This is a genomic window from Georgenia sp. Z1344 (assembly GCF_057652375.1).
Genome location: NZ_CM172728.1, coordinates 2,576,985 through 2,589,618 on the forward strand (window position 1 = coordinate 2,576,985; position 12,634 = coordinate 2,589,618).

The following is a 12,634-nucleotide window of genomic DNA, read 5'->3' on the forward strand; positions in this document are numbered from 1 at the left end:
GGCGCCCGAGGATTCACAAGGACAGCGACCGGTCATGCCGGGACGGGACCGACCATACTCCCCGCGCCGCCGAGGGGCGGGCGCGGGGGAGTGGCACCGGACTCAGCTGAGGCCGAACCCCACGCGGCGGTCCTCGACCGCGCCGATCTCGATGTGGCCGATCGCGGCGGCGGGGACGAGGTAGCGCTTGCCCTTGGAGTCTGTGACGTCGAGCGGCGCGTCCGTGGCGAGCGCCTCGCGGACCGACGCGACGAACGCGTCCTCCTCGGAGTCGATCTCCACGACGACGTCGCGCATGCTCGCCCGCATACCAATCGTGACCTGCATGGATGTCCCTCCGTCCGGCCCGCTGCGGCGGGCCTCGAGCGTGCGTGCGTGGCACCGTGACGGTGCCCCGACATCGTAAGCACGCTCACTGACAACGGTGGCGGCGGGCTGCCAGGATGGACGACGATGTCCACCTCCAGACGACGTTCGACGCTCCTCGGCGCCCTCGGGTGCGCCGCGCTGCTGACGGCTCCGGTCCTCTCCTCGCCCCTGACGGGCGCAGCGCCGGCCGTCGGGGCACACGCCTCCGACCCCGCCGCCGTCACCGCGCACGCCCCCGCGCGAGGCGCGGGCGCCCGGGACACGACAGCCCAGGACACCACCGTCGCGAACGACTCCGACGCGTCGGGCACGCCCGTGCTCTCCCCCCTCCTGCCCGACGACGACGACGATCCCACCCTCTTCGAGCTCGTCCGGCTCCCCGAGACCGCGCGGTCCGCCGCCGACGACCTCCCCGAGGGCGTGGACGAGGACGCCTACGCCGCCGGCATCCGGGGCGACCTCGCGGGCGCGGAGGGCTCCGGCTCGCTGCGCGTCGTCGAGGGCGCCGAGCCGGCCCCCCGCGAGGCGGAGCACACCTACCGGGTGCGGGTCGAGGTCGAGCGCGGCCTCCCGATCGACCGCGAGGCGTTCGCGGACTACGTGATGACCACGCTCAACGACGACCGCGGCTGGGGCCACGACGGCTCGGTCGCGTTCGAGCGGGTCGACGACGCGGACGCGGACTTCGGCGTCACGCTCGCGGACGGCCCCCTGAGCATCGAGCTGTGCGAGCCGCTCGACGTGGGCGGCATCTACTCGTGCGGCCGCAACGGCCGCGCCGTGCTCAACGCCGACCGGTTCGGGGAGTCGATCGAGCCGTTCCTCGAGGCCGGGGGCACGCTGCGGCAGTACCGGGAGTACCTCGTCAACCACGAGGTGGGCCACCTCATCGGGCACCAGCACGTCGACTGCCCGGCCCCCGGGGAGCCCGCGCCCGTCATGGTCCAGCAGTCGATCAGTCTCCAGGGCTGCGTGCCGAACGCCTGGGCCGCCGAGGAGTAGACGCCCGCGCGGATCCGGCCGGGAGGCCGGACCGGGTGTGCGCCCGCGGGCCTGATCGCGGACGGCGTCCTGGGCTCCGCGTGGGCCCGGACGTGGACGGCTCCTCGAGCTCCCTGACCGTCCGTGCGCGGACCGCCCCTCGGGCGCGCCCGGATGTCGGACCTGCGTGGTTGCATGTCCGCATGCCCTCCCCGGTCCGTCCTCGGCTGCGCCTCGACACCGCCCCGGAGGCCGCCGAGGTCCCGCTCGCACCGGCGGCCCGCGCGGTGGCGGACGAGGTCGCATCCGGTGCCGGCCCGCACCTCCTCGTGCTCGGCGCCCCCGGCTCGGGGCGCACCACGCTGGCGGTGCGGACGGTCGTCGAGGCCGCCCGCGCCGGACGGCGGGTCGCGCTCCTCAGCCCGTCGCGCCGGGTCGCCGGCCGGCTGCGGGACGAGGTCGCCCGCCGCGCCGGTGCGCACGACGACGCGGTGCAGGTCGTCACGCCGACCTCCTTCGCGTTCGCCCTCCTCAGGCAGCACGCCGCCTACTGGGGCGGCGCCGAGCCCGCACTCCTGTCCGGGCCGGACGAGGACGGCATCCTCGCCGAGCTCCTCGAGGGCCACGCCTCGGGCGAGGTGCGCGGGCCGGGCTGGTCGGACTCCGTCCCCCAGGAGGCCCTCGCCCTGGACGCGTTCCGCCACGAGCTGCGCGACATCCTCGCCCGGGCCGGCGAGCTCGCCCTCGAGCCGGAGGACCTGCGCCTGCTCGCCGCGCGGCACGACCGCCCCGCCTGGTCCGCCGTGGCCGCGGTCCTCGAGGAGTATCGCGAGACCCTCGGGCACCAGGACGACCCGGACGACGCCCCGACCCTTGGCGGCCGCGGGGCGGAGCGTCGCTTCCGGCGGTACGACTCCGCGCGCCTGGTGGACGAGGCGGCGCTCGTCCTCGCCTCGTGGCACCTTCCGCCGATAGGCGTGCGCGCCTCGGCGACCGACGTGCCGCAGACGCCGAGGTGGGACCTCGTGGTGGTCGACGACTACCAGGACGCCACGCGCTCGACCGCCCGGCTCCTGCGCGTCCTCGTGCGGGACGGCGCCCGGCTCGTCCTGCTCGGCGACCCGGACGTGGCCGTGCAGACCTTCCGCGGCGGCAGCCCCTCGCTCGTGCGCGAGGCGACGGCGGGGTACGCCGACGGCGGCTTCGGGGCCGAGGTCCGGCTCCTGCCCGAGGTGCACCGCGGCACGCCCGCGCTCCGGTCGGCCGTAGCCCGGCTCGCTGAACGGCTCCCCGCCGGGGGACCGGGCGTGGCCCGACGCCGATCGCACGTCGCCGGTGCGGACCGTGATGCGGCCGGTGCCGCGCGCGGTCGCCGTCCGGTCGCCGCGGCCGGAGGTGTGGCGGCAGACGATGCGCCGGCCTTTGGCCCGCCGGTCGAGGTGCTCACGCTGGGCTCCGCGGCGATCGAGGCCGACGCGATCGCGGACGCCGTGCGGCACGCGCACCTCGTCGACGCCGTGCCCTACGCGCGGTGCGCCGTCATCGTGCGGACGAGCGGGCAGGCGAGCGCGATCCGGTCCCTGCTCGGGGCCCGCCGAGTCCCGGTCTCGCCGGGCCGCCTTGGTGCGCTGCGCGACGAGCCGGCCGTCCGCCCGCTGCTCGCCGCCGTACGCGCCGCCGCGGAGGGCCCGACGGGCGCCGCCCTGCGCGACCTCATGCTCTCGCCCGTCGGCGGGGCCGACCCGGTCACGCTGCGCCGGCTCATGCGCACCCTGCGGGCGGCCAGCGAGGCCCGGGGCGGCGCGATCGACTCCGACACCGTGCTCCTCGAGGCCACCCGGGCGGTCGAGACCGGCGGCGTCGCGGCGCTGCCCGGATCGATGCCCGCGCCCTTGACCGACCCGCTCGAGCGGGTCGCCCGCGTGATCGTCCGGACCCGCGAGGCGCTGGCCGGCGGCGCGGGACCGACGCCGATGCTGTGGGCCGCCTGGGACGCGTCCGGGCTGGCCGAGCCGTGGCAGTCCCGGGCCATCGAGGGCGGTGCCGGCGCCGCGCAGGCGCACGCCGACCTCGACGCCGTCCTTGCCCTGTTCTACGCGGCCGAACGGTACGAGTTGCGCGGCGCGGGCGCCGGCGCGCTCGGGTTCGTCGACCGGATCGAGAGCCGGAAGGTCGCCGAGGACACGCTCGCGGCGCAGTCCGGTCGCCGCGACCTCGTCGAGGTGCTCACGCCCGCGCAGGCGGCGGGGCAGGAGTGGGACCTCGTCGTGGTCGCCGGACTGCAGGAGGACGTCTGGCCGGACCTGCGCCGGCGCGACACGATCCTCGGCAGCCAGGCACTCGTCGACGTCGTCACCGGCCGCGGCGACGGCGCCGACCGCTGGACCGAGGCGCGCAAGGAGGTCCGTGACGACGAGCTGCGCCAGCTCGTCCTCGCGGCCTCGCGGGCCACCACCCGGCTCCTCGTCACCGCGGTCGACGGCCCCGACTCGGGCCCCTCGCTCTTCCACGAGCTGCTCGCGAAGGACGCGGCCGGGCCCGGCGAGGAGGGGCATGACCACGGCGGAGCCGACGCCGTCGAGGACGCCGCGGCCGGCCGTCCCGGAGAAGCGGGCGGGAGCGGCGGGTCCACGTCCGCTGCACCGGGACGGACGACGGCGGGCCAGGCGGGACGTTCGTCGTCGGGCGCCGTCCCGGGTTCCGGCCCCCGCCCGGCGGACCGTGAGCAGCTCGTCGCCCGGGACCTGCGCGAGCTCGTCGCGCGGCTGCGCCACCGACTCACCGCCGACCCCGGCGACGCCGACGCCGCCCGGGTCCTCGCCCGGCTGCGGGCCGAGGGCGTGGCCGGCGCGGACCCGCGGGGCTGGGCGCTGGCCCACGAGCCGACCACCGACGCGCCGCTGCGTTCCGGGGACGAGCCCGTCACCGTCAGCCCGTCCGCGATCGAGTCCGTCACCACCTGCGGACTCAGGTGGGCGCTCACCCGGTTCGGCGGGCGCGGCGCCGACTCCGGCAGCCAGGCGCTCGGCACGCTCGTCCACGAGATCGCCGAGCAGCACCCGCACGGGACGCACGACGAGCTCCGCGCCGCCCTCGACGCCCGCATGGACGAGCTCGAGCTGGGAGAGGGGCTCGCGGCCGACCAGGAGCGAGCCAAGGCCGAGCGGCTCATCGAGAAGCTCGCGCAGTACACGGCGACCGACGCCGAGGTCAGGACCGAGGTCGACGTCGACGTGGTGGTGGGCGACGCCCGCATCAAAGGGCAGATCGACCGGCTCGAGACCCAGTCGGACGGCCGGGTCGTCGTCGCCGACCTCAAGACCGGCAACCACATCTCCCAGGCCGAGGCGGACCAGCACGCGCAGCTCGGCGCCTACCAGGTGGCCCTGCTCGAGCAGCACCGCAGGGGCGAGGGCCCCGAGCCCGCCGGTGCCCGGCTCGTCTACCTGGGGACGAGCAACGTTACGGTCGCCAAGCGGGAGCAGGAGGCCCTCGGCGCGCCGGAGGGCACGTGGGCGCACGAGCTGATCGGGCAGGCGGTCACCGAGATGTCGGGGTCCGCCGTCCACGTGCGGACCAACAAGTACTGCGGGTTCTGCGAGGTCAGGACGTCGTGCCCGTTGCAGACCTCGGGCCGGCGCGTCGGCGGGGACGGGACCACGGAGGAGAGCACATGAGCACCCACGGAGCGCACGGGCACGGGGCCGGCGACGCGTCGGGCGCGGGTGCGGCGTCGAGCGAGGGTGCGGCCTCCGGGACGAGCCCGACGTCGGAGACCGCCGTGACGCCGGAGGACACCGCCCGGCTCCTCGGCAGCCGGTACCTGCCCACCGCCGAGCAGGCGGCCGTCATGGCGCACCCGATGGAGCCACAGCTTGTGGTGGCGGGCGCGGGCTCGGGGAAGACCGAGACGATGTCGCTGCGCGTCGTCCACCTCGTCCACGCCGGGCTCGTGCGTCCCGACCAGGTCCTCGGCCTCACGTTCACCCGCAAGGCGGCCGGTGAGCTCGACGTCCGCCTGCGCGAGCGGCTCGGCACGCTGCGGCGGGCGCTCGGGCAGCGGCGGACCGAGCCGCGCGACGACCTCGAGGCCGAGCGCCCCGAGGTCAGCACGTACGACTCGTTCGCCGGCGCGATCTACAAGGACCACGCCCTGCGCCTCGGCCTGGACCCCACCGCGCGGCTCATCACCGCGGCCGAGACCTACGAGCTCGCGCACCGGGTCGTCGCGGGGTGGACGGGCCCGCTCGTGCACGGCGCCGACGCCGCGCTGTCCACCCTCGTCAAGGCGGTGCTCTCCCTCGACGCGGAGATGACCTCGCTGCTCGCCTCGGACCTCACCCCCCGGCTGCTCCGGGAGGAGCTCGAGGCCACCGCGTCGACCCTGCTCGAGGCCCCCGTGTCCGGCCGCAAGAAGGGCCCGAGCAAGGAGGTGAAGGACGTCGCCACGAGCCACCTCGCCCGGGTCGAGCTCCTCGAGATGGTCGAGGCGCTGCGGGCGGAGCGGCGGGCGACCGGCGTGGCCACGTTCGCCGACATCGCCGACGCCGCCCGCCGGATCGTCACGGAGATCCCCGAGGTGCGCGACGAGCTGCGCGCGCGGTACCGGCTCGTCCTGCTCGACGAGTACCAGGACACCTCCGTGGCCCAGACGGACCTCCTCGCTGCGGCGTTCGGCGGCGGGTGGCCCGTGACGGCGGTGGGCGACCCGCACCAGTCGATCTACGGCTGGCGCGGCGCCTCGGCGGCGGCCCTCGACGAGTTCCCCGAGCGGTTCGGCGGCGCCGAGCCCGCCACCGTGCGGAGCCTCGCGGTGTCCTGGCGCAACGACCACGCGATCCTCGACGTCGCCAACGCCGTGGCCGCGCCCCTGCGGTCCGGCGCCGGCCGGGACCTGCCCACGCTCGGCGCGCGGCCCGGTGCGGGCGTAGGCACCGTCCTCGGCGCCTGGTTCCCGACCGACGTCGACGAGGCGGAGGGGCTCGCGCACGCGCTCCGGCAGCGCTGGTACGAGCCGTTCCTCGCCGCCGAGGCCGCAGAGCCGGGCACGGGCCCGACGGCGGCGGTCCTCACCCGGACGAACGCCCAGCTCGCCCTGCTCGAGGACGCGCTGCGGCTCGAGGGCGTGCCGTGCCGGATCGTCGGCGTCGGCGGCCTGGTCACGCGCCCCGAGATCCTCGACGTGCGGGCGGCACTCGCCGTCGCGGTCGACCCCACGCGCGGCGACCAGCTCGTCCGGCTCGTCACCGGGCTCGGGCTGGGGCTGGCCGACCTGCGGACCCTGTGGGCGTGGGCCGGGCACATCGCCCGGCTCGGGCTGCGGCAGGGCGCGGAGGCCGGTGCCGACGGCTCGGGTTCCGACGGTGCCGCGGCGGGCGCGGTGCCGGTCGACGGTCCCGGTGGGGCCGCCGGGGTCGGGCCGGGTTCCGGTGCGGACGCGAGCGACGCAGGCGCCGACCGCGACGAGTCCGCCATCGACCCGCGCCAGGAGCAGTCGCTCGCCGAGGCGATCGACCACCTGCCGCGCGACGCGTTCGCCTCGGCCGGGCACGAGCTCACCGAGGCGGCGCGGGGCCGGCTGACCGAGCTGTCGCGGGCGCTGGCGCGCATCCGGTCCGCCGTGCGACTTCCCGTCCACGACGCCGTCGGCGTGGCGGTCGAGGCGCTCGGGCTCGACCTCGAGGTCGTCGCGGCGTCCACCGAGGACCCGGCGACCGCCCGGGCGGGCCTCGACGAGCTCGTCCGCATCGCCCGGACGTACGCCGCAGGTGTCGACGGCGCATCGGTGGCCGGCTTCCTCGGCTACCTCGACCGCGCGGAGGAGCAGGAGAACGGCCTCGGGGACGCGCCGGACGGCACGGAGGCCGAGGACGCGCAGCGCGGCGTCGTCGAGCTGCTGACGATGCACCGGTCGAAGGGACTCGAGTGGGACGTCGTGGCGATCCCGAGCCTCTCGCTGAAGTCGTTCCCCAAGGTCGACGGGTCGACGAGGGACGGGCCCGAGGCATGGGTCCCGACAGCGTCCGCGTGGCTCACGGACAAGGGCAAGCTCCCGGCGAGCGTCCGCGGCGACGCCGACCGGCTGCCGCAGCTCGAGCTCACGGGCGCCGTCGACCAGCACGGGATGGACGACGCGATCGAGGAGTTCAAGCGGGCGGCCGGGCAGCACGCCCTGACCGAGGAGCGCCGCCTCGCCTACGTCGCCGTCACCCGCGCGCGCAGCGAGCTGCTGCTCACCTGGGCGAGCTTCACCAAGGAGACGACGACGGAGCGGTTCCGCTCGCCGTTCCTCGACGAGGCGGTCGACACCGGCGCGGTGGTGGCGCTCGAGGACCACGTCCTCGACCGGCCCGAGGACGCCCCCACCGAGAACGCGCAGATCGGCCGTGTCCGCGCGGGCACCTGGCCGCTCCCGCCCGAGCAGCAGGGAGCCGCGGCGCGCCGCAGCCGGGCCGCCGCCCACGCTGTGGAGGCGGCCGCCGCGGGGCCGACCGACCTCGACGACGGCGCGGACGCCTCGCGCTGGGACCGGGCGGCCGCGCTGCTGCTCGCCGAGCGCGACGAGCTGCGCGCGCGCCGGGGCGAGGTGCCGCTCGGCGAGCACCTCGCCGCGACCGGCCTGGTCTCGCTCGCGAGCGACCCGGAGTGGTTCGCGCGCCAGATCCTCCGGCCGATCCCCCGGGCGCCGCGCCGCGAGGCCGACCTCGGTACCCGCTTCCACGAGTGGGTCGAGCACCGGTTCGAGTCGGAGGTCCTCACCGGGCTCGTCCCGGACCTCGACGACGCCGAGCGCGGCGCACTCGGCCTCGACCCGGACGTCGGGGACGCGGACTCGCTGCTCGGGGGTCTCGCCGGGTCGACCGGATCGGCGGACGGTGCCCGGGCGGGCGGCGGCGCCGGGGCGGACGGCGAGGACCCGGTGGCGACCTCGGCGGCGCCGGACGACGAGCGCGAGCTCCGCCGGCTCCAGGAGGCCTTCGAGTCCTCCGCGTGGGGGAGCCGCCGGCCGACCGCGGTGGAGGAGCCCGTCGAGGTCCGGGTCGGGCCGGTCGTGCTCCGGTGCCGGATCGACGCCGTCTACGCGAACGACGACGGCACGGTCGAGATCGTCGACTGGAAGACCGGGCGCGTGCCCGGGGTGAAGGATCGGGCGGCGAAGCTCCTGCAGCTCGACGTCAACCGGCTCGCCTGGTCGCGCGCGAAGAACGTCCCGATCGAGGACGTGCGCGCGCACCTGTACTACGTGCTCCACGCCGAGACGATCCCCGCGCGGACCGACGGCGAGGCCGAGGTCGAGGCACGGATCAGGTCAGCGATCGAGAACGGGGTGCGGATCGGCGCGTAGGAGTCAGATCTCGCGGCCCTCGCGCCGCCACTGCTCATACTCCTCGGTGAGGTCGGCCGTCGCGGCCGTCGGCTCCGGCACGCCGGGCGTCTCCGTGGGCTCGCCCGGGTGGACGTCGAACGCGGGCCACGCCTCGGTGTCGAGCCGGGCCCCCGAGCCGTCGTCGCGGGGAGCGGGCGCGTCGCCTCCCCGGTGCGCGTCGTCGTCGGGGCCCGCTCCGTGGGCCGCTCCGTCCTCACCGGGCTCGGGCCAGAACGACTCCCCGACGTCGGCCGCCGCGTCGACGTCGACCCGGCCGTGCCCCCACGGGTCGTCGTCGGTCCCGCCGCCGTGGCCGTGCTGCGCGGGAGCGTCCCCGTGCGCGTCGGACCCGCCCCCGTTCCCGGGCCCCCCGGCCGCGGCGGCGCCCGCCAGGGACGAGCCGGAGGAGACCGGGCCCGAGGAGGCCGAGCGGCCGAGGTGCTCGCGCATCTCGGCGCCGATGGACGGGGCGTCGGCGACGTCGCGCGCGAGCTCGTCGAGCATCTCCCGGGCGTCGCCGACCACCGCGTCGTCCTTCGTACGCAGCCCGAACATCAGCCAGCGGGTGAGCAGCAGCTCCGACGCGAGCTGGGCGCGGTCGAGGAGGAACGGGTCCTCCGGCGCCGCCGTGTGCCGGGCGTAGGACGCGAGGACCTCGTCGACGCTGTCGGGCTCGACGGACGTGACGAGCCAGGCGAGGTCCTCGGCCGGGTCGCCCACGTGGGCGTCCCCGAACTGGGACATCGCGACCACGCGGTCCTCGGACGCGCGCACGAGCTCGGCGTCGAGGTCGCCGTGGACGACCGTCGTGGCGGCGGGCCACAGGTCGTCCGACTCGAGGGCCGACTCCCAGCGGTGGACGAGCTCGGCGGGCAGGTGACGGGTCCGGGAGGCCTCGTCCACCTCGGTGAGTCGGCGCGCGCGGTAGGCCGCCATGTCGTAGACGGGCAGGCCGGCGCTGCCGACGAGGTCGGTGTCGAGGGAGTGCAGCGCGGCGAGGGCGCGGCCGAGGTGCTCGGCGAGCGCCGGGCTCTCCTCGACGTCGCGGGGGTCGATCGCGCGGCCGGGCAGCTCGCGGGAGACCATGGCGCGGCCGCCCTCCGGGAGGACCGTGAAGCCGGCGGGCCGCTCGACGTCGAACGGCAGCTCCCCGGCGTCGACCCGCTCGCCGAGCCGCTCGAGCAGGGCGACCTCGCCCTCGAGGGACGCTCCCGCGGCCGCGGTGCGCGGCATCCGGACCACCCAGTGGCGACCGCGGGCGTCGAGGACACCCGTGGTCTGGAAGTCGGTGGTGGCGCGGACCGGGGGTCGGGTGGCCACCACGTCGAGCCCCGGCACAGCCAGGGTCGCGAGCGCAGCCAGAGCGATGGGCGAGCGAGTCACGCGCCCACGTTAGGCGCTGCCCCCGGGGGCGGTGGGGCTGGCGCGCCGCCGCTCAGCCGATGTCCGGGCGTGCCGAAGCACTCACCAGGGCGGATGCACTCCGCAGGGCCCCGCCCACGGGATCGACCTCGGGAAGGGCGCCGAGCAGCGCGAGCGCGCCCTCGTGCAGGCTGGCGAGCGTGAGCGCGAGGTCGCGCGGGTCGGCCAGCCCGGCCTCCGTCGCGAGGCGTTCGAGCAGGTCGAGTAGCCACCGCTTCTCGTCGGCCGCCACGGCGTGCGCGGGGTGGTCCGGGTCCGGGAGCTCGGCGAGCGCGTTGATGAACGCGCAGCCGCGCGGGCTGGTGGTGGACCACGCGACGAGCGCGGCGAAGGGTGCGACCACACGCTCGACCGGAGACTCGGCGTCCGCGACCGTCTCCTCGACCAGCGCGCGCCACCGGCGGTCGCGGTCACGGAGGTACGTGGCCACGAGGACCTCCTTCGAGCCGAACCGGTCGTAGAGCGTGCGCTTGGTGACGCCGGACCGCTCGGCCACGAGATCCACGCCGACGGCCGTGATCCCGCGGTCGTAGAACAGCTGCGACGCGGCGTCGAGGATCCGCCGCGCCGCGGGGGTGAGGGTGTCGATGTCGAGGGGGGTTGACCTCACTGATCTGTGAACCATAGTGTCGAAGTCTAGTTCACCGATCGGTGAAGTCTGGGAGGAGGAGACCATGTCGGAGGAGACGATGGCCGCGGCGGTGCTGCGTCGGCACGGTGGTCCGGAGGCGGTCGAGCCGGCGCGGGTGCCGGTGCCCGTAGCCGGGGCCGGCGAGGTGCTCGTGCGCGTCGGCGCGGCGGCGCTCAACAACACCGACCTGTGGACGCGGGAGGGCGCGTACGGGAGGCCGGGCGACCCGGACGCCCGATCGGGCTGGCGCGGGCCGATCGGCTTCCCGCGCATCCAGGGGGCGGACGTGGTCGGGACCGTGGTCGGGCGTGGTCCCGGCGTCGACCCCGCGCTGGAGGGCCGGCGCGTCCTCGTGGACCCGGCGATCTACGACGGGGGCGGCGACGACGCGCATCCGGTGGGCCTGCTCGGGAGCGAGTGCGACGGCGGGTTCGCCGAGTACGTCGCGGTCCCGGCCGTGCGCGCGCATCCGGTCGACGACTCGCCGCTGACGGACCCGGAGCTCGCCGCCCTGCCCACCGCCTACGGGACGGCCCTCGGCATGCTCGAGCGCGGCGGTGTGACGGACGGCGAGACCGTGGTGGTCACCGGCGCGTCCGGCGGCGTGGGGCTCGCCCTCGTCCAGCTCGCCGCGGCGCGCGGGGCGGACGTCGTGGCCGTGAGCAGCGGCAACGAGGACGTCCTGCGGCAGGCGGGCGCGCGGGCCGTGGTGGACCGGCGCGCCGGGACCTGCCCGGGCGCCGACGCGGTCGCGCCCGGTGGTGCGGACGCCGTCCTCGACGTCGTCGCCGGGACGGGCGTGGCCGACGGGATCGAGAGGCTGCGCGACGGCGGGCGGTGGATCGTCGCCGGCGCCCTCGCCGGCCACGAGCTCGCGGTCGACGTCCGCCGCCTCTACCTGCACAACCGCAGCATCGTCGGCTCGAGCATGCACACCCCGGCGCACTTCCGCGCCCTCGTGGCGATCGCGCGGGCCGGGAGCGTGCGGCCCGTGATCGCCGCGACGTACCCGCTGGCGGACATCCGCGAGGCGCAGGACGAGCTCGCGTCGCGCCGCCACGTCGGCAAGCTGGTGGTCGACTCGATCTGACCGCTCCTGTCCGGCGGAACGACGCGGGCGCTATGTTGAGTGCGGCTCGTGATCCTCGCTCGCCGGTGCCCCGGTCGGGCGGGTGAACGTGGCGGCGGCCAGGGTCGCGGGTCGACCGGTCCGGCGCGTCGGCGCGGCGCGTCCGCGGGAACGAAGGGCGAGGAAGCCATGAGCGCGACCTACACGATCGACCTCTTCACCACCCTCGACGGCTACGGCTCCTACGGGCCCGGAGGCGACTGGGGCGGCTACTGGGGCAAGCAGGGCCCCGAGCTCCTCGAGCATCGTCGAGCGTCGTTCGACCGCGACCAGCGCATGGTGTTCGGTGCCACGACCTTCACGGAGTTCGTCGACATGCTCACGGACCCTCCACCGGGGTCCGAGGCCCTCGACCCTTGGGTGACCCGCATGCGGGACACCCCGGCGACGGTCGTCTCCGCCACCCTGGCGGGCCCCGTCAACTGGCCGGACGCGACGATCGTCGCCGGGGACGGCGTCGAGGTCGTCTCCCGCCTCAAGGAGTCGTCCGACGTCCCGCTCCGCTCGCACGGCAGCCTGACGCTCAACCGGTCCCTGCTTGCGGCGGGCCTCGTCGACCGTCTGCAGGTGACGCTCTTCCCGGTCGTCTCGGGCGTGACGGGGACGAGCCCGATCCTCGCCGGCGCACCGGACCTCGACCTCGAGCTGCTCGAGAGCACGACGCTCGACGGCCGCACCACGGTGCTCGTCTACCGCCCCATCCTGCATCCGGCGAACCGCTAGCCCGGGCCTCCCG

General features: G+C 76.3%; 8 protein-coding genes. 5 read left to right on the top strand and 3 right to left on the bottom strand.

Features of this window, described 5'->3' with window-relative positions; translation table 11 throughout:
• Positions 1-102: 102 nt before the first annotated feature.
• A complete protein-coding gene (locus AC24FB_RS11680; protein ID WP_425715466.1) occupies positions 103-327 on the bottom strand; it encodes a DUF3107 domain-containing protein in 225 nt (74 codons plus the stop codon).
• 126 nt (positions 328-453) lie between these two features.
• Between AC24FB_RS11680 and AC24FB_RS11685 the strand changes: the two genes are divergently transcribed.
• The 3 genes from AC24FB_RS11685 (at position 454) to AC24FB_RS11695 (ending at position 8,695) form a co-directional block, all read left to right on the top strand.
• Positions 454-1,371, top strand: a complete 918-nt coding sequence (locus AC24FB_RS11685) for a DUF3152 domain-containing protein (RefSeq protein ID WP_425715467.1) — start codon at positions 454-456, stop codon at positions 1,369-1,371.
• A gap of 182 nt (positions 1,372-1,553) precedes the next feature.
• A complete protein-coding gene (locus AC24FB_RS11690) occupies positions 1,554-5,027 on the top strand; it encodes a PD-(D/E)XK nuclease family protein (protein ID WP_425715468.1) in 3,474 nt (1,157 codons plus the stop codon).
• Complete coding sequence (locus tag AC24FB_RS11695) at positions 5,024-8,695, top strand: ATP-dependent helicase (RefSeq protein WP_425715469.1); 3,672 nt, start codon at positions 5,024-5,026, stop codon at positions 8,693-8,695. Before AC24FB_RS11690 ends, AC24FB_RS11695 begins: the two co-directional genes overlap by 4 nt.
• 3 nt (positions 8,696-8,698) lie before the next feature.
• Here the strand turns inward: AC24FB_RS11695 and AC24FB_RS11700 are convergent, their stop codons facing one another.
• A complete protein-coding gene (locus tag AC24FB_RS11700; RefSeq protein ID WP_425715470.1) occupies positions 8,699-10,099 on the bottom strand; it encodes a phosphotransferase in 1,401 nt (466 codons plus the stop codon).
• 52 nt (positions 10,100-10,151) lie between these two features.
• Positions 10,152-10,763: a TetR/AcrR family transcriptional regulator gene (locus tag AC24FB_RS11705; RefSeq protein WP_487560222.1), complete on the bottom strand. Its 612-nt coding sequence runs from the start codon at positions 10,761-10,763 to the stop codon at positions 10,152-10,154.
• A 49-nt stretch (positions 10,764-10,812) separates the two neighbouring features.
• Between AC24FB_RS11705 and AC24FB_RS11710 the strand changes: the two genes are divergently transcribed.
• Both AC24FB_RS11710 and AC24FB_RS11715 read left to right on the top strand, forming a co-directional pair.
• Positions 10,813-11,859 (top strand): zinc-binding dehydrogenase, encoded by a 1,047-nt coding sequence (locus AC24FB_RS11710; RefSeq protein ID WP_425715472.1) that lies wholly within the window; start codon positions 10,813-10,815, stop codon positions 11,857-11,859.
• A gap of 168 nt (positions 11,860-12,027) precedes the next feature.
• Positions 12,028-12,621 carry a dihydrofolate reductase family protein gene (locus AC24FB_RS11715; RefSeq protein ID WP_425715473.1) on the top strand — a complete coding sequence of 198 codons (594 nt, stop codon included), beginning with the start codon at positions 12,028-12,030 and terminating at the stop codon, positions 12,619-12,621.
• The last annotated feature ends 13 nt before the right edge of the window (positions 12,622-12,634 follow it).